This window comes from Bradyrhizobium sp. CIR48, from assembly GCF_014198315.1.
In the GTDB taxonomy this organism is placed as follows: Bacteria; Pseudomonadota; Alphaproteobacteria; order Rhizobiales; family Xanthobacteraceae; genus Bradyrhizobium.
The window spans coordinates 173,465-190,680 of record NZ_JACIHG010000011.1 but is presented as its reverse complement, the minus strand read 5'-3'; the positions used below and the strand labels follow the sequence as shown (position 1 = coordinate 190,680).

Sequence of the window (17,216 nt, the reverse complement as noted above, 5' to 3'; positions counted from 1 at the left end):
GCTGTGTCATCTACGTTAACCGAAAGCGTTGATCTTCGGCCGGCGTGGAGCGGTGCTTCTGTGTTCTCCGTCCGATCTGCAGCTACCGGTCGCCCCCGATTGACCAAGCAGAATTTTTGCTGACCTCCAAAGATCAAAGGTCAAGGCTGACTCCCGCGGCGGTCGACACGCAACCATCTCCTCCTTGTTTGGAGCCTCCGACGCGCACTGGCTTCGTCTCCTATCGGTGACGCCGTATCACTGAGGGGCTTCCTTCGAGTTTCATGATCATCTGCTCCTGTAATTTCTTCAGCGACAGGGATGTTCGCCACGCAGTGAACACGGCTGACGCCGCGCTGCGCAATGCCAAGCAGATCTATGGGCACCCCGGTTGCACGGCCGCTGCGCGCACACCGTGAGGACGATTATCGACGAGGCGTACAGGGAGCGTTCACTAGCCTGTCAGACTTGCCGCCCATGGTGGGACCAAGGATGAATGAGTCCAAACTCGCGTCGAAAATAGCCTAGGTTCCCTTAATTTACCGGACAGCGCCTCTCGGTTTCACGACCAGAGAATGCCTGTCTGCTTGTTCTTCGTCAGAATCGTTCTAAACTTGCGAGGGTCAAGAACGAGCCTCAAGTCTTGGAGTTCACCATGCAGGGCGACCCGAAAGTCATCGAGTATCTCAACAAGGCACTGCGTCACGAGCTCACGGCAATTAATCAGTACTGGCTGCACTACCGCTTCCTGAATAATTGGGGTCTCCTAGAGATGGCTAAGGTCTGGCGCAAGGAGTCCATCGAGGAGATGGAGCACGCTGACAAGCTCACCGACCGCATCATCTTCTTCGATGGTTTCCCAAACATGCAGGTGCTCGATCCCCTGCGCATCGGCCAGAACGTCAAGGAGATTATCGAGTGCGATCTCGCCGCGGAGATGAGCGCGCGTGCCCTATATGAGGAAGCGGCGACCTATTGCCACGGCGTAAAGGACTACGTTACGCGCGACCTCTTCGAGAAGCTGATGAGCGATGAGGAACATCACATCGACTTCCTCGAAACCCAGCTCGATCTAATCGGCCGCATCGGCCCCGAGTTCTACACCCAGAAGCATGTCGGCGGGCTCAAGACCGAAGAGCACTGAATTGTTGCGCCGTCCATGGCAATCGAAGAGGTGTGGCGACGAGCAGCTGTAGCGATTGGTGCCGCTCACGCTTCAGTTGTGCTCGATCGCAGGCAACCGTGCGCTTTGCGACCACGACGTTCCAGCGCCGCGGATGCCGGTTCATGGAGGGCCGTGGTTTCGCCACCGGCGAATGACGAGTTTTCCATGATTGCCGACCGGGTCCGTGCAACGAATGGCCCGGGGTATTCTGTCCATCCTCTCGTCAGAATTGAAACCACTTCAATTTCACGGCTTCTTTCTCGCGCTCATGTCTTTGCTGATCCGCCTTGGGAGCCAGGAAGAGATCAGGAACACATACCGTGGAAAATACGAGCTGATCTCCGGGCCGTAGTAATCAGAAGCGCGCTCGGCGCAATACAGTATGCTGCGTGGCAATTCAGGTTCTCGAGGTTTTATGTCTCAAATCGACTGGTTGAGTCATCTCCTGCAAATCATCACCGTTACCGGCCAGCTTGAGGTCCGCTGCGCCTACGGCGCACCATGGCGTATTATCTGGCCGAGGGCGGCGGCGAACGAGATCCCCTACCATGTCATAATCAAGGGCCGTGCCATTTTCGAGGACCCTGAATCGAGAACGGTGCAGGAGCTTGGGAGCGGGGATATCGTGCTGCTCCCTCACGGTTCGGCGCATGTGCTGCACGACGGTAGCGGCCAAACGCCGATCAACACGCACGAAAGCAGGGGCTCCGCAGGATGGATGTTGAGCGAGAACAATGGACCGGGTGAGCAACTAGATCTGCTGTGCGGACGATTTTTCGTCGTGCCACCCCATGATCGATTAGTCCGCAACTACCTGCCAGCAAATCTGGTCGTGCGGGCTCTGAAAAACCACGGGGAAGAGGACATCGCGTCGGCATCGAGTCAACTTTCCGGACTCGTCAGCTTAATGCGAATGGAGTCCGCTGGGGATAGAGCGGGAGGACGCGCCATTCTGAACGCGCTTTCTTCGATCTTGTTCACTCTGGTTCTCCGCGCCGCGAGCGAATCTGGAAAATCCACCGAAGGCTTGTTGGCCCTTGCTGGCCATCCGAGATTGGCGCCGGCCATTGCGGCGATGTTCGCTGATCCGGCGCGACCTTGGAAGCTTCCCGATCTGGCCGATCTATGCGGCATGTCACGCGCGACATTCATGCGCCAGTTTCAGGACAAGTTAGGTCGCTCCGCCCTCGACCTGTTGACCGATCTGCGCATGAGCATGGCCGCCAACGAGCTCAAGAAGCTTAGGATCAGTACGGAGGCTGTGGCTGAGACGGTCGGGTATCAATCGGTTTCGGCCTTCCGGCGTGTATTTGCGGAGAGGATGGGGATGACACCAGGCGAATGGCGCCGACTGGCGCACAATGGCGATGAGTCCGAACCTTCGCCAGAATGATCCTTTTGAGCGCCAATTTGAGCCAATAGAGGCTAGAAAAGATCATACCCCACGGTAAATTGGGCTCCGTCACTTGATAACGGAGCAACCCAATGAACCAAGCCGCTACAACTGTTGCCGCTGCCGATCCGGAGCCCTGCCGTTCACTTGGGCAGCCGCTGCCGACAAACGCCGTGATCGAAACTATTCTGAGCCGCAGTGCTGCGAAGTATTACGACTCGACGGCCGTCCTCAGCGACGATCAGATCCGCGACCTCGTGCGGATCGGCACGTCAGCGCCGACATCCTTCCATCTGCAGAACTGGCGCTTCATCGCCGTGCGCTCACCCGAAGCAAAGGCTCGGCTGCTTCCGATTGCCTGGAATCAGCCCGCAATTACCGAAGCAGCCGTCACCTTCATCATGGTCGGCCAGTTGGCCGATGCCAGCACCGTCCCTGACCGTCTGGCGCCAGTCGTGGAAGCGGGGATCATGCCGGCACAAATGGTCCCGGAATGGGAGGGGCCCGCCCGCGGTCTTTACGACAATCATCCGCAGCGCCAGCGCGACGAGGCTGTACGCTCCGCTACCTTCGGCGCCGCAGCCATCATCTATGCAGCCCGCTCGCTAGGCCTGAGTTCGACACCGATGATCGGCTTCGATGCAGAAGCCGTGCACAAAGAGTTCGGCCTGGCCGAACACGAAATCCCGGTCATGCTGTTGACCGTCGGGCCGGAGCGGCCCGGCAACTGGCCGCAGAAGCCGCGTCTGCCCGTGGCCGACGTGCTGCACTTCGCATAACCAACTCTGAAATCAACTATCCAAGGAGAAATATCATGGCCAGAGCTGTCGCTCTGAAGCCGGACCACGTTCCGGCCGATTCGAAACCGACCCTCGATATGTTCACCAAGAACATCGGGTTCACGCCAAACATGCTTGCGACCTTCGCGCAAAGCCCGATCGCGTTCAACGCATGGGCCGCTCTGCTCGGCTCCTTGAGCAAGGCACTCGACGTCAAGACCCGCGACAGTATCGGCCTTGCGGTCTCCGAGGTGAACGGCTGCAACTACTGCCTGACGGTGCATAGCTTCACGGCGGAGCATATGGCCAAGCTGCCGGCGGAGGACATTGTTCTCGCCCGAAAGGGTCACGCAACCGACCCGAAGCGGGATGCCGCCGTCCAGTTTGCACGCAAGATCATCGAGAGCCGAGGCCATGTCACAGACGCCGATCTGCAAGCCGTCCGCGATGCTGGCTACACGGATGCGAATATCATGGAGATCGTCGCGCTCGTGGCCATGTACTCGCTGACGAACTTCTTCAACAACGTGTTCAATCCCGACAAGGACTTCCCCGCAGTCGCACCGGCCGGCTCGATCTGAGCCTGCCAGTGGTATCAACCGCCTCCAAGGAGCTATGGAGGCGGTTGATGCAAGAGCTTCCTAGCCATTTGGATCCCTCGCATGAATATCCTCCATATTGATAGCAGTCCTCGCTTGAAATCTCATAGCCGTGAGCTTTCGGCGGCGATCGTCAAGAAGCTTCTTCAGGTTGCGCCGGATGCGAGCATCAGGCAGCGTGATCTTGGAGCTGATCCTCTGCCTCACGCCACGGCTGACTACGCGGATACGCTGTCATCGCCGGCCACACTGGCGGCACCGCTGAAGGGCGCTTTGGACCTTGCCGAAACACTCATTCGGGAAGTCGAGGCGGCTGATGTGATTGTCATTGGAACGCCAATGCACAACTTCACTATCCCTTCGGTTCTTAAAGCGTGGATCGACCAGGTCCTGCGCGTCGGCCGCACAATGGAGTCAACGCCCGTCGGGAAGGTGGGAATGCTTCCGGATCGTCCGGTTTTTATCGGCGTCGCTTCCGGCGGCGTCTTTACCGCAGAGCGAGGAAATCAGCCTGATTTTCTCACGCCCTATCTGACGCTGGCACTGAACTCTATTGGGCTAAAGACGCTGCAATTCCTTCCGCTGCAGGCCACCGCGTTTATTGAAGAGGGCCAAGCTTCGCTAGCGAGCGAGAAGGCAATTGACGGTATCGACTTGACAGTCGTGCGAGAGCTTCGAGACGTCGCTGCTTGATCAGCCGTGCTCTCGAGTATCGCCAGACCGTATCGCAATGCTCTCCGTGCTCTGGACAAAGTCGCACCAGCGGCATTCTGAGGGCCCATGGCCAGCCTTGACAAGCGCCCGTTTAACCTCCGGCCCCCCGCGGGACTATCAACACGAGGTCTTCCGATGATTAGTACGCTTCCGCAAATCGGCGACAGGATCAACGACAAATCAGCATCGCCCGATGAAAGCAGCGTTCGCGACTGGATCGGAGCAGATGGCTTCGAATACTGGGCCAAGCTGCGGTCCTGGATCGATGAATCTTACCCCGAAGTTTTCGCGCCGGATTGGCTCTACGGTGGAAAGAACCGCGGTTGGTCCCTGCGTTACAAGAAGACCAAGGCGTTCTGCCACCTGGTGCCGGAATTCCGACGAGTTTCAGCTGTGGTGGTCATGGGTAGAGCAGAGCGAGAAAAGTTTGAGGAGCGACGCTATGTTTGGCACCCGCAATTGATCAAACTCTACGATGACGCGAAAACATACATCGACGGAAAATGGCTAACGATTGCCGTCGCATCGGCAGATGATCTGCATGATGTGACGAACCTTCTGACTATGAAGCGCCCGCAAAAGTCGCGCGGTTGAAGGTCAAAGGAATGCTGGTTTGCTGGCGATAGCTCCAAGGATATGAATCTTTCCGCTTCAATCGGAGTCTGCCGCGCCGCCCCGACGCCGAGCAGCAGCCCAACGCCGCCTGCCTTTATGCCCGTCGCAGGCTCCTGCAGCCGGCTGGGGGGCTCCTGGCGGCTAGGCAGACTTCGCGACCAGCATTGCCTGTTCGACGCTCACTGATTGGCTCATGCGTGCCGATACAGAATGATTGGAACGCCCGGAGCAAATTGGCTCAGGAAGTCGAAGTCCGGCTCGCACAGCGGGCCGGCGTGGCTCGTGCCAAGGAAATTGCGATGCTCGGGCGTCGACATACCCCCGCTGTGACTCGAACCCCCGACCGGTCGACAAGGGCGAGATGGTCGCGTGAGAGGAGATCGGGATCTGACCACCGATTGACCATCGAAACGACGGGAACAAACGGCGATAAAGGTGGTCAATCGCGAGCAATTTTCATTGTTTTTGTTGATCTTTTCGGCCGCTATTTACGTTCGGGACGCAGGGGTCGCAGGTTCGAATCCTGCCACTCCGACCATTCTTCCAAAAGTCGACGTTTTCCAAAGGCTTGGCGGACCGGCCGCCGGCGCCTCGGAACGCCTTTTTGCAACGATTTCGGGATCGGGTCCACGGCCGATTTGGCCGGGCAGGGCCGCTTGTTGCGGCGACATGGCTTGTTGGTTGTCGGCGCTGACGCGCCGCAGGTGTGGGTCCCGCCTACCGCCGCGCCACCACCACGCCCACCAGGAACGCCACCATCAGCGCCGGCAACGGGGCCTCGCGCACCATGCCGCGCACGACGTCGGGCCAGTGCTGCTCGGGGACCAGTCTCGGCGATCGTACGGTAGGCGCGGACTCGATATCCCAGTGTGATGCGAGTTCGGCGATCTCGCTTTGCGCGAGGCGCACGCCGTCACGCACGCGGTAGATCGCGGCCTCCGATCGCTCGCGCGGCGCGAGCGCCGTCAGCGTCGCGATGGCCGTGCGCAACGTCATCTCGCCAAAACCTTGCAGCCTCACCTGCTCCTCGGGATCGGACGTCATGCAAAATCCCTCACAGCGCAAAGTGGCGCGCGACGGCGAAGGCCGCCGTCGCGCACAGGACCAGCGTGGAAACTGCGCCGGCGATGCCGCGTGCGAGATGGGCCCGTGTAAGATGCCTGGTCATGATCGTGCTCCATGCTCTGCATGGAAATGGCGGCGATGGATCTTGGTTCCTGCGCGCAAGAAGCGAATCGGCGAACTTACTTCCGCAGCAACTCGCTCAATGCCGCCGTCGCCTCGGCGCAGCGGATGTCGTCGATCTCGCGCGACAGGCTGATCGCGCTCGCTCTCAGTTCTTCGAGTTTCCAGGTCTCCGGATGCTGGTTTTCGAGCTGAACAAGACGCTTGTTCAGATCGTCCAGTCTCGATTGGAGCTGCCCGATGCTGGCGTCTCCATTCACCTTCCAAACGCGCTGTGCACGCATCGTCGTTCCCTTAGCTGTCTCACGGCCTTGTGAGAGCGGTTCGTGGCCGGAATGGGAGTTTGTTTTGTCCGGCTTCAGATCGTGGGGAACCGTTGCAGATTCGCAACGATTTTCGGGGGTGATGCGCGGCCGCCGACCGCTGCACAATGATACCCACAGGCATGGAATTTGATTGTGCCTGCATCGGTGGCAGTTGCATCATCGGGCCCTCGGGGGAGATCACCCGCGAGATGCACGACCACGGGCGACGAGATCGCGCTGGCGCGCTGCGATCCCGATCTCTGCAACTCGTACAAGCGCACCACCTTCAATTTCGACGTTCACCGCCAGCCGCAGGCATGGGATGATCGTGGAACGGAAGGATGTGACGATGACGGCGCATGGGACGCCGGTATTGCCGAAGGGGGATATCCGTAGCCCGGATGGAGCGAAAAGCTAATCCGGGGCCGCTCGCCCGGTATTGCGCACTCCATCACCGTCACCCTGAGGTGCTCGCCTCTTTGGCGAGCCTCGAAGGGCGACGGCCCGACTGTGGCCGTCCATCCTTCGAGGCTCCCCATGGGACGCCTTGCGTCCCATGTCTCGCACCTCAGGATGACGGAATGAGCGTCGGTGTGTCGGCCGCTGTCAATCCACGCGCGCAAAAATATTCCACTTTACCGAAATTCGGTTTCGGCGTATGTGTCGCCCATCCCGGCTCACCCAAGAGGGGCGACTATGTGGTCGTCACTGTCGCGAGCCGGGTCTGCGGTGGACGCGGCAGCGTCGGCACGAGAGGCGCGGGCAGGGCGGGTAGTCCCTGTGAGCCCGAGGCTTCGTGCGGATGAGCGGCGCTGCTAGGCTTCGTCTCGTCTGTAAGTTTCCGGCTTCGTCGACAGGGCTGGAAAAACTGCGGCGAAATGGCGGGCCGTGCGTACGGCAAAACCGTGTGGTCCTGGCCGTCGTTGCTACGGTCAAGTCCTTGCGAAGGTGCGAGCGAGCCCAACCGGGCAGACTGCATCATCCAAATTCGCGGGGCGAGGGAGGCCAGAAGGAATGGTCGGCTCCCGGGAGATCACGGCATAAGCCGTCCAGCCATCGCGCAGGGAAGGCCGAGTGATCGGCCACACCTGTATGCTGCTGTGCGGTCTCCTTTGCGCGTGCGCTCTTCGCGCAGCAGACCGCGGGTGCGAGCCGGCACCCGGCCTTCCCTGCGCCCTCTTGGATGAGAGGGGAGCGAGACGAAGCAAAGCTCGGGCGAATGAAGCCGCGAGATCGGGAAGGCGTGTCTGCGACTTGAGTGCATGCCACAAACCAGATCTCGTAGGGTGGGCAAAGCGCAGCGTGCCCACGCCTTGTCGCTCATGGAGGGAGATCGTGGGCACGGCGCTATGCGCCTTTGCCCACCCTACGGCACCGCCGCTGGGATGTGCACTAGAGTATCGCAATGACGATGCTGAAGCAGCGAGATCTCACTCCATGACCGTCACCCTGAGGTGCGCGCTCGGCGGCGCAACCGCGCCGCGGAGCAAGCCTCGAAGGGCGACGGCCCGGCTGCCAGCTCGGCCGTGCATCCTTCGAGGCTCCCGATGGAGCGCTTCGCGCCCCATCACTCGCGCGTCAGGATGACGGCATCACAACCAATTGTCTTTATTAGGAAACAATCATTCCCTAATAACCCGCAATGCAAAAAGCCGCCCGCCGATCCCCGTCTGCCGCCCGTCCGCCCGGTCGTCCCCGGGAATTCGACATGGATACGGCGCTGGATCGCGCCGTGCGGGTGTTTCGCGAGCGTGGCTATCATGCGACCTCCATCGGCGACCTCACCGCGGCGATGCGGCTGGCGACGGGGAGTATCTACAAGGCGTTTCGCGACAAGCATGCGGTGTTCCTGGCTGCCTTCGAGCGTTATACGGCGCGGCGCCAGGAGCAGACCCGCAGTGCCGCCGCGCGTGGCACAAACGGACGCGATCGGGTCCGCAATTTGCTGCTGTCCTATGTCGCGCAGTCCCAGGGCACCGAGGGACGGCGCGGCTGCCTCGTGGTCGGCAGCGCGGTCGAGTTGTCGGCAGTCGATTCCGTCGTCGCCGCCCGCGTCGGCGCGCAGCTCAAGACCAACGAAGACTTCATCGCCGGCCTCATTCGCGAAGGGCAGGCCGACGGCTCGATTCCCGGTCATGTTGCGGCTGACGACACCGCGCGGCTGATGATCTGCATCACGCAGGGCCTGCGAGTCGTCGGCAAGGCGCGCCTGCCGCTCGACGGGACCCGCCTCGTCGGCGTCGCGATGAAACTGCTCGCCTGAACTTTTGACTTGTTAGGGAACGATCGTTCCCGATTCCGGAGACCGTACGTTATGACGATGAATGCCACGATCGAGACCGCGCCCGGGCCGGATGCGGTGTCGCAGCGCCTGACCTTCGTGCTTGCCGCGGCCTGTGGCATGATCGCGGCCAACATCTACTACGCGCAGCCCCTGATCGCCCCGATCAGCGCCGCGCTCGGCCTGTCGCACGCAGCGGCCGGGCTGATCGTCACCATGACGCAGATCGGCTACGGCACCGGGCTGCTGCTGATCGTGCCGCTCGGCGATCTCGTCGAGAACCGTATCCTGATCTGCTCCGTCATCACGCTCGGCGCCGCGGCCCTGCTCGCCGCCGCGTTCGCCACCCATGCGCTGCCGTTCCTGATCGCCGCGCTGTTCATCGGCCTCGGCTCGGTCGCGGTGCAGATCATCATTCCCTATGCCGCGCATCTGGCGCCGGAAGCCATCCGCGGCCGCGTCGTCGGCAACGTCTCGACCGGCCTGATGCTCGGCATCATGCTGGCGCGTCCGGTTTCGAGCTTCGTCACCGCGGCGCTGTCGTGGCACGCCGTGTTCTTCGCTTCCGCCGCGTTGATGATCGTGCTGACGGCCGTGCTCTGGATGTCGCTGCCGAACCGCAAGCCGGTGACGCGGATGCACTATGGCGAACTGTTGCTGTCGATGCCGCATCTGGTGCGAGCAACGCCGCTGCTGCGGCGCCGGGCGCTCTACCAGGCGAGCCTGTTCGGCTGCTTCACTTTGTTCTGGACGGTGGCGCCGCTCCAGCTTGCGGACGCGTTCGGCTTCACCCAGCGCGGCATCGCGTTGTTCGCGCTGGCCGGCGTGGCCGGCGTGTTCGCGGCGCCCATCGCCGGACGGCTCGCCGATCGCGGCCACAGCCGCATCGCGACGCTGGTCGCGATGTTGCTCGCGGCCGGGGGCTTCCTCGTGACCTATCTCGGCGCGCCCGGCTCGATGCTGAACCTGGTCTGCCTGGTTGCGGCGGCGATTGCCATCGACGTCGGTGTCCAGGGCAACGTCGTGCTCGGCTTCCGCGCAATCTTCGCGCTCGGGCACGAGCACCGCAGCCGCCTCAACGGGCTCTACATGGCGACGTTCTTCGCGGCCGGTGCAGCCGGCTCAGCGGTCGGCGCCTGGGCTTTCGCGCAAGGCGGCTGGACGCTCGCATCGGCCATCGGCCTCGCTCTGCCCGTCATCGGCTTGCTCTATGCGGCGACCGAATAGCCGCCGGCCGCAGCAATTGTGCGATGCGGGCGTTTACCAAGGCTCGCACACGAAGCCGCGGGCGGCGCAATTTCCGTCTCGCGATTTCGGTGCCGCTGTAGTACTTTGGTCTCAAGCGGGCCAGGTTAATGGGCGGCAGGGGGAGGCTGATGAGGCGTGCGGGGCTGTTTGGCGTACCGCGGGTACGGCCATGGTCGTGGCAGGCGTTTCTGCTCGGATGCGTCGTTGTCGCCATGTCGGCTGCTTTTCAGGGCATTTGCGTCGCGCTCGGCGCAAAGCTCTATTTTGCAGCATTCCTGCCCGGCCTGTTCATGCTCGGCATCGTTGCGGGCACGCCGGCGGCGGGATTTGCCGCGCTGTTCACCATTCCCCTGGTGTGGTGGGCGTTCATTCCGCCCTTCTTCGAGTTCAACGCGCTGAGCAGCGCAAATACCGATTCCATCAACCTGTTCTGCCTGCTCGCGGTGCTGCTGATTGGCCTTGCCGATCTCTGCCGCGAGACCATGAGGATCGTCAGCCAGGGCGGGCTGAAGTCCCCGGGCGAGAGCGCGGCAACGAATCCGCAATAATTCGCCTTTGCACGACCGTGCGCGTTGCCTGCGCGCAACAGTCCGGCAACCATCCGCAAGCTTGCCGCGCGCCGCTAACTTTTCGAAAAAGATTTGGCCGCAGGTTCTCCCCCGGGAATGACGAGGGAGTTTTCGGACATGAACGGTCAAGCCATCTTGGAGAATGTGCGCCGCTATCGCGGCATCGCATCGCTTTATCGCCAGACCGCTGCGTTCCGCCCGGGCCAGAGCTGGTCGCTGCTGGAGCAGGCGAAGGATTGGGAAGCGCGGGCGTTGTCGGAGCTGGAAGCCTATTTCGCGTTGCGCGCGGACTACGCCGCTCCGCTCGCAGCCTGATTGTTAACCATCGCTCACGATATGATCGTCAGATCGGGCGCGGGCACCACGAATTGTCCGCCCCAGGCGCGAACCTCCGCCAGCTGGGCGATGATCTCGTCTTTCAGATTCCAAGGCAGGATGAAGACGTAATCGGGCCTGGCGGCGATCAGGGCGGCGGGATCGCGGATCGGCAGATGCGTTCCCGGCAGCAGCAGGCCCTGCTTGTGGGGATTGCGGTCCACGGTAAACGGAATCAGCTCGCGCGTGATACCGCAATAGTTGAGCAGCGTGTTGCCCTTCGCGGGCGCGCCGTAAGCCAGCACCGTCTTGCCCGCGCGCCCCGCCGCGACGAGGAAGTCGCGGATCGTCTCGCGCTTGGCCGCCACCTTCGCCTGAAAATCACGATAGATCGCGGGCTGGTCGAGCCCCGCCATGGCCTCGCGCCGGCGCAAATTATCGAGCGCAGGCGAGGCTCTCGGAGGCGCGGTCTCGCTGCAGACGTGCAGACGGAGCGAGCCGCCATGCGTCGGCAATTCATCCACGTCGAAAACGCGCAAGGCGTGTGCGCGAAACACCTTATCGAGGGTCGCGAGCGAGAAGTACGACAGGTGCTCGTGATAGATCGTGTCGAACTGGATGGCTTCGATCAGATGCAACAGATGCGGAAGCTCCAGCGTCGCGCGCCCGGTCTCGGGCAGGAGAATGCGCAGGCCCACGACGAAATCGTTGATGTCGGGAACGTGCGGCAACACGTTGTTGGCGACGATCAGCTCGGGCCTGTGGCCTTCGGCGCGCAGCGCGGTCGCGACATCGCGGCCGAAATAGCAGGTCCGGGTCGGGATCCCCTTGGCGGTCGCAGCGGCTGCCGGACCGCTGGCCGGCTCGATTCCGAGCGCGCGGATGCCGGCGCGCTGGAAATATTGCAGCAGATATCCGTCATTGCTGGCGATCTCGATCACCTCGGACGCTGCGCCGAGCTTCGCGCGGGTGATCATCTCGGCGGCGTAACTCTCCGCGTGTCGCAGCCAGCTCTCGGAATAGGACGAGTAGTAGAGATACTGCGCGAAGATGTTGGCCGCCGGCTCGAATTGCGGAAGCTGCACCAGCCCGCAGGCACCGCACGCACGGGCATGCAGCGGATAGGTCGGCTCGGTCGCATCCGCCTGCTCCGGCGGCAGATAAGAATTCGCCAGAGGCGACAGGCCGAGATCGACGAAGGTCTCGTCGAGCTCCTGCGCGCAAAAGCGGCATCGGTGCCTGTCCATGAACGGATCGTCCCGTTGTGCCGTCGTGCCGCGGCTGTTAGTGAATTCTCTCAAGCCACGGAAATTCCGACAAGGTTGCGCATGATGCAACCGAAAAGGCGTTTCGGTGAACCGACGTTCGCAACGGCGGCGTCGCGGCGCGGAGGCCCGGGATGAAGTTCACTGCATTGGCTCTCCCAGGCGTAATTGAAATCGGGATCGAGCCGGAGACCGACGCGCGCGGATTCTTCGCCCGGCTGTTCGACACTGAGGCCTTCGCGGCGCAGGGCCTGCCGACGCATTTCGCGCAACACAGCCTCTCGCATAACGAGCGCGCCGGCACATTGCGGGGCCTGCACTACCAGGCGGGCCGGCCGGAGGCCAAGCTGGTGCGGTGCGTGGCCGGCCACGCCTTCGACGTGATCGTCGATTTGCGTCGCTCGCTGCCGACCTACGGACAATGGTGCTCGGTCGAGCTCGCCGCCGATCGCCGCAATGCGGTGTTCATTCCCGCTGGATGCGCGCACGGCTTCCAGACGCTCGTCGATGGGACCGAGTTGATGTACTGCATCGATGTGCCCTATGACGCGCAAGGCGCGGCGGGCATTCGCTGGGACGATCCATCGCTGGCGATCGATTGGCCGCTTGCCGATCCGATCCTGTCCGCGCGCGACCGCGCGCTGCCGTGTCTCGCATGAGGCGGGTGCTGGTCACGGGCGCGTCGGGCTTCATCGGCCGGGCGCTGCTGCCTGTGCTGGCTGTTCGCGGCTTCGAGGTCCACGGCATCGCGCGCGCGGCTCAACCGACGATGGCCGGCGTAACGTGGCACGCGGTCGATCTTCTCACCGAAGCCGGCCGCGCGCATGCGCTATCCGCATCGCGTCCGACCCATTTGGTTCATCTCGCTTGGGAAGCCCGGCCGGGCCGTTATCGCGAGGATCCAGTCAACCGTCTCTGGGCAGAGGCGAGCATTGACCTGTTGTCACGGGCGCGAGCCTGCGGCACCAAGCGCATCCTCGGCATCGGAAGCTGCTTCGAATACGGACCGCAGAGCGGCCTCTGTGAGGAACGCACCAGCCAATGCCGTCCGACGACATTGTACGGACGAGCCAAGCTCGCTACGGCCGAGGCCTATGTCGCGGCGGGCGCCGCCTGGGGCCGGGTGTTTGTCCCGTTCGGGCCGCACGAGCCCGAGGCGCGCCTGATCCCTTCGCTGATCCGGAGCCTTCGCGCAGGAGCGAACTTCGATTGCTCGCATGGCGGGCAGCTGCGCGATTTCGTCTATGTCGATGACCTCGCGCAGATGATCGCCGCCGTGCTCGACAGCGAAATCTCCGGCGTCGTCAATCTCGCCAGTGGCGAGACGCGCAGCCTGCGCAGCGTGATCGAGCATGTCGCAGGTCTCCTCAAGGCACGGCATCTGGTCAGGTTCGGCGCCGTTGATGCAATGGGAGTCGACGCCGAGCCGATCATTGCCGCCGACGTCCGCCACCTCCGCGGCGTGACTGCGGGCGTGCCGGTCATCGGATTCGAGGAGGGCGCCGCGCGCGATCTCGCATGGTGGATCGACCGTCTGCCGGGGAGGGGATGACGTGCGATCTCCTCGCAACAGGCCGGCGGCAAGCGGCACCCGTGGCAATTACGGAGTTGTCTGGCTGGGTGCCTGTGCTAGCAACGGGCCGACCGAAATCTCCCTCACGTCGGCCGGGGCAAGCAATGATCACGTTCAACCGCATCTTCACGACCGAGCGTCTGCTTCAGATCATCGTGATTCTGGCGGCGACCGTTGCCATGAAGCTGATGAGCTGAACGCGGGCTGGTTATCGCGCGCCGAACTCGGGCACGTCGGGCAGATAGTTCGACCCTTCCGAGCCCAGAAAATCGAACATCGCCTGCGCCGGCGGCAGCAGCACCTTGTCGCTGCGGCGGATCACGTACCATTGCCGCACGATCGGCAGCCCCGCGACGTCGAGCACGATGAGCCGGCCCTCGGTGAGCTCATGCGCCACCGTGTGGGCCGAGATAAAGGCGATGCCGAGCCCGGCGATGACGGCCTGCTTGATGGTCTCGTTGCTGCTCATCTCCATGCCGATGATCGGCTCGAGATCGGACTTCTGGAACATGCCCTCCATCAGCGTCCGTGTGCCCGAACCGGGTTCGCGGGTGAGGAAGGTCTCGTGCACGAGGTCGGTCAGGTTGAGGCCGGAATCGTTCTCCAGCCAGTGTCCCTTGCGCGCGACGATGATGTGCGGATTGCGCCCGAGCTGGCGGACGTCGACCGTGACGTCGGCCGGTGGCCGACCCATCACCGCGAAATCGAGGTCATAGCCGTGCATGGCCTCGCGGATCTCCTCGCGATTGCCGATGGTGAGCTTGATCTCGATCTTGGGGTACCGCTTGGAGAACGCCGCGATCGCATGCGGCACGAAATATTTCGCGGTCGAGACCGCGCCGAGATGCACTATGCCGCCGGTCCGCCCGGCGAGCAGATCGAGGGCGCCCTGGCAGTCCATGATGGCGGCCTCGACGCGTTCGGCCAGCGTCAGCACCTCCTTGCCCGCCTCGGTCAGCAGCATGCCGTCGCCGGTCCGCTGCACCAGCGGCAGGCCGGCGAGGTCCTGAAGCTGCCGGAGTTGCTGGGTCACGGCCGGCTGGGTCAGCCCGAGATGGCCGGACGCGGCCGTCACGCTGCCCTTGGCCGAGAGCGCCGCAAGCGAACGCAGCTGCCGGATCGTCAGATGCCGGAGCTGGGCCGCCGCGTGGCCAGGGCCATTATAAGAAAATTCTTTGACGCTCATTATGAATAGAAATTTTCCTTATTAAGCTGCCCCTGTCAATCTCCTGATGCCGGGACTGACCGTACCGACCTCCAGAGGGGAGGGAACTGGATACGGCGCCGGCAAAGGGGATGCGCAGATGACCGGGCAACTGAGGCTGGACGACCACCTTCAACGGTATTCCGAGACCGCACCTCACGCGCTCGCCGTGGCGGCTGCGGTCGATGCCATCGCGGCAGCGGCGATCGAGATCGCCGACCTGATCGCCACCGGCGATCTCGCGGACGCTTCCGGCCTGACCACCGGCCGCAACAGCGACGGCGACGTCCAGCGCGATCTCGACGTGCAGGCGGATGCGATCCTGCGCCGCTGCCTCAGCAAGCTGCCGGTCGCGGCGCTCGCGTCGGAAGAGATGCGCGAGGCCCAGATCGGCGATCGCGAGGCGAAGATCTGCATTGCGATCGATCCGCTCGACGGCTCCTCCAACATCGACATCAACATGACGGTCGGCACGATCTTCTCGATCCTGCCGGCGCCCGATGATCTCTCGCTCGCCTTCCATCAACGCGGCTCGGCGCAGCTTGCGGCAGGCTTCGTCACTTACGGGCCGCAGACCTCCCTGGTGCTGACGCTCGGCGAAGGCGTCGATATCTTCACGCTCGATCGCAAGGCGGGCTGCTTCCGCCTCGCGCGCAGCGGCGCGCAGATCGCCGAGGCCTGCGAGGAGTTCGCGATCAATGCGTCGAACCGCCGGCACTGGGATTCGCCGGTGCGTGCCTTCGTCGACGAGTGCCTCGCCGGCGTCGAGGGGCCTGCCAACCACAATTTCAACATGCGCTGGGTCGGCTCGCTGGTCGCCGAGGCCTACCGCATCCTCACCCGCGGCGGCATCTTCCTCTATCCCTCGGACGCGCGTGCCGGCTACGGCGACGGCCGCCTGCGCCTGACTTACGAGGCGCATCCGATGGCTATGATCATCGAGCAGGCCGGCGGCTCCGCCACGACGGGGCGCGAGCGCATCCTCGATCTCTCGGCGCAGAGCCTGCACCAGCGCGTGCCGCTGATCATGGGATCGAGCAACGAGGTGCGCCGGGTCGAGGAGCTGCATTGCGATCCGCTGCTGGTCGCCAGCGTCTCAGCGCCGCTGTTCGCGCGGCGCGGATTCTTCCGGCTGTAAGGAGGGCGCCCGATGTCCAGAAAGCATCCGATCATCTCCATCACCGGCTCCTCCGGCGCCGGCACCACCTCGGTCAAGAAGACCTTCGAGCAGATATTTTTCCGCGAGAAGGTCAACGCGGCCTACATCGAGGGTGACGCGTTTCATCGCTACGACCGCGCCGAGATGCGCGCGCAGATGGCGAAGGAGGCCGATCGCGGCAACAAGCATTTCAGCCATTTCAGCCCCGAGACCAATTTGTTCGAGGAGCTGGAGCGCGCGTTCCGCGACTATGGCGAGACCGGCACGGCGACGACACGGCATTACGTGCATGACGCCGAGGAGTCCGCGCTGCATGGCGCGGCACCCGGCACCTTCACCGACTGGAAGCGGCTGCCGGAGAATTCGGACCTGTTGTTCTATGAGGGCCTGCACGGCGCCGTCGTCACCGACAAGGTCAATGTCGCGCGCTATGCCGACCTCAAGATCGGCGTCGTGCCGGTCATCAATCTCGAATGGATCCAGAAGCTGCACCGCGATCGCAGCGCGCGCGGCTATTCGACCGAGGCGGTCACCGACACCATCCTGCGGCGGATGCCCGACTACATCCACTACATCTGCCCGCAATTCACCGAGACCGACATCAACTTCCAGCGCGTGCCGACGGTGGACACCTCCAATCCGTTCATCGCGCGCTGGATCCCGACGCCGGACGAATCGATGGTCGTGATCCGCTTCAAGAACCCGCGCGGTATCGACTTCCCCTATCTCCTCTCGATGCTGCCGCAGAGCTGGATGTCGCGCGCGAACTCGATCGTGTGCCCCGGCGCAAAGCTCGATCTCGCGATGCAGCTGATCCTGACGCCGCTGATCATGCAGCTCATCGAGCGCAAGCGCAGCTTGAAGTGAA

Annotated in this window: 18 protein-coding genes and 1 pseudogene; 15 read left to right on the top strand and 4 right to left on the bottom strand. The window is 62.9% G+C overall.

Annotation, left to right across the window (positions count from 1 at the left end):
* Positions 1-634: 634 nt before the first annotated feature.
* The 6 genes from bfr to GGD66_RS30525 all read left to right on the top strand — a co-directional run bounded on the left by bfr (position 635) and on the right by GGD66_RS30525 (position 5,223).
* Positions 635-1,123 carry a bacterioferritin gene (gene bfr / locus GGD66_RS30550; RefSeq protein ID WP_183260033.1) on the top strand — a complete coding sequence of 163 codons (489 nt, stop codon included), beginning with the start codon at positions 635-637 and terminating at the stop codon, positions 1,121-1,123.
* Between the two features lie 436 nt (positions 1,124-1,559).
* Positions 1,560-2,537, top strand: a complete 978-nt coding sequence (locus tag GGD66_RS30545) for an AraC family transcriptional regulator (protein ID WP_183260030.1) — start codon at positions 1,560-1,562, stop codon at positions 2,535-2,537.
* A 92-nt stretch (positions 2,538-2,629) separates the two neighbouring features.
* A complete protein-coding gene (locus tag GGD66_RS30540) occupies positions 2,630-3,316 on the top strand; it encodes a nitroreductase family protein (protein ID WP_128935370.1) in 687 nt (228 codons plus the stop codon).
* A 35-nt stretch (positions 3,317-3,351) separates the two neighbouring features.
* A complete protein-coding gene (locus tag GGD66_RS30535) occupies positions 3,352-3,897 on the top strand; it encodes a carboxymuconolactone decarboxylase family protein (protein ID WP_183260028.1) in 546 nt (181 codons plus the stop codon).
* A gap of 81 nt (positions 3,898-3,978) precedes the next feature.
* The gene (locus tag GGD66_RS30530) at positions 3,979-4,608 is read left to right on the top strand and encodes an FMN-dependent NADH-azoreductase (RefSeq protein WP_183260027.1); all 630 of its coding nucleotides are present in this window, start codon (positions 3,979-3,981) and stop codon (positions 4,606-4,608) included.
* A 156-nt stretch (positions 4,609-4,764) separates the two neighbouring features.
* Positions 4,765-5,223, top strand: a complete 459-nt coding sequence (locus GGD66_RS30525) for a DUF3788 domain-containing protein (protein WP_183260026.1) — start codon at positions 4,765-4,767, stop codon at positions 5,221-5,223.
* Between the two features lie 738 nt (positions 5,224-5,961).
* Here GGD66_RS30525 and GGD66_RS30520 read toward each other — a convergent pair.
* Both GGD66_RS30520 and GGD66_RS30515 read right to left on the bottom strand, forming a co-directional pair.
* Complete coding sequence (locus tag GGD66_RS30520; RefSeq protein ID WP_183260025.1) at positions 5,962-6,288, bottom strand: hypothetical protein; 327 nt, start codon at positions 6,286-6,288, stop codon at positions 5,962-5,964.
* A gap of 200 nt (positions 6,289-6,488) precedes the next feature.
* On the bottom strand, positions 6,489-6,713 hold the full coding sequence (locus GGD66_RS30515; protein ID WP_092262508.1) for a hypothetical protein: 225 nt from the start codon (positions 6,711-6,713) through the stop codon (positions 6,489-6,491).
* 179 nt (positions 6,714-6,892) lie between these two features.
* Here GGD66_RS30515 and GGD66_RS41675 point away from each other — a divergent pair.
* The 5 genes and pseudogenes from GGD66_RS41675 to GGD66_RS30495 all read left to right on the top strand — a co-directional run.
* Positions 6,893-7,152: pseudogene (locus tag GGD66_RS41675) on the top strand (hypothetical protein); the annotation flags it as partial.
* A gap of 1,224 nt (positions 7,153-8,376) precedes the next feature.
* The gene (locus tag GGD66_RS30510; protein WP_092262511.1) at positions 8,377-8,997 is read left to right on the top strand and encodes a TetR/AcrR family transcriptional regulator; all 621 of its coding nucleotides are present in this window, start codon (positions 8,377-8,379) and stop codon (positions 8,995-8,997) included.
* Positions 8,998-9,048: 51 nt separating this feature from the next.
* A complete protein-coding gene (locus GGD66_RS30505; RefSeq protein ID WP_183260024.1) occupies positions 9,049-10,242 on the top strand; it encodes an MFS transporter in 1,194 nt (397 codons plus the stop codon).
* A 149-nt stretch (positions 10,243-10,391) separates the two neighbouring features.
* Positions 10,392-10,811 carry a hypothetical protein gene (locus GGD66_RS30500; protein ID WP_018321773.1) on the top strand — a complete coding sequence of 140 codons (420 nt, stop codon included), beginning with the start codon at positions 10,392-10,394 and terminating at the stop codon, positions 10,809-10,811.
* Between the two features lie 138 nt (positions 10,812-10,949).
* Positions 10,950-11,147 carry a hypothetical protein gene (locus tag GGD66_RS30495; protein ID WP_026202615.1) on the top strand — a complete coding sequence of 66 codons (198 nt, stop codon included), beginning with the start codon at positions 10,950-10,952 and terminating at the stop codon, positions 11,145-11,147.
* 14 nt (positions 11,148-11,161) lie between these two features.
* Here the strand turns inward: GGD66_RS30495 and GGD66_RS30490 are convergent, their stop codons facing one another.
* Complete coding sequence (locus GGD66_RS30490; RefSeq protein WP_183260023.1) at positions 11,162-12,394, bottom strand: class I SAM-dependent methyltransferase; 1,233 nt, start codon at positions 12,392-12,394, stop codon at positions 11,162-11,164.
* A 152-nt stretch (positions 12,395-12,546) separates the two neighbouring features.
* Between GGD66_RS30490 and rfbC the strand changes: the two genes are divergently transcribed.
* Positions 12,547-13,071 carry a dTDP-4-dehydrorhamnose 3,5-epimerase gene (gene rfbC, locus GGD66_RS30485; RefSeq protein ID WP_183260022.1) on the top strand — a complete coding sequence of 175 codons (525 nt, stop codon included), beginning with the start codon at positions 12,547-12,549 and terminating at the stop codon, positions 13,069-13,071.
* Positions 13,068-13,964: an NAD(P)-dependent oxidoreductase gene (locus GGD66_RS30480; RefSeq protein WP_183260021.1), complete on the top strand. Its 897-nt coding sequence runs from the start codon at positions 13,068-13,070 to the stop codon at positions 13,962-13,964. The genes rfbC and GGD66_RS30480 overlap by 4 nt, the downstream gene beginning before the upstream one ends.
* A 229-nt stretch (positions 13,965-14,193) precedes the next feature.
* On the opposite strand, the gene GGD66_RS30475 is transcribed toward GGD66_RS30480, so the two are convergent.
* A complete protein-coding gene (locus GGD66_RS30475; protein ID WP_092262524.1) occupies positions 14,194-15,171 on the bottom strand; it encodes a LysR family transcriptional regulator in 978 nt (325 codons plus the stop codon).
* A gap of 118 nt (positions 15,172-15,289) precedes the next feature.
* On the opposite strand from GGD66_RS30475, the gene GGD66_RS30470 reads away from it, so the two are divergent.
* Positions 15,290-16,327, top strand: coding sequence for a class 1 fructose-bisphosphatase (locus GGD66_RS30470; protein WP_018321766.1), 1,038 nt, complete (start codon positions 15,290-15,292; stop codon positions 16,325-16,327).
* 12 nt (positions 16,328-16,339) lie between these two features.
* Positions 16,340-17,215, top strand: a complete 876-nt coding sequence (locus tag GGD66_RS30465) for a phosphoribulokinase (protein WP_018321765.1) — start codon at positions 16,340-16,342, stop codon at positions 17,213-17,215.
* The last annotated feature ends 1 nt before the right edge of the window (position 17,216 follow it).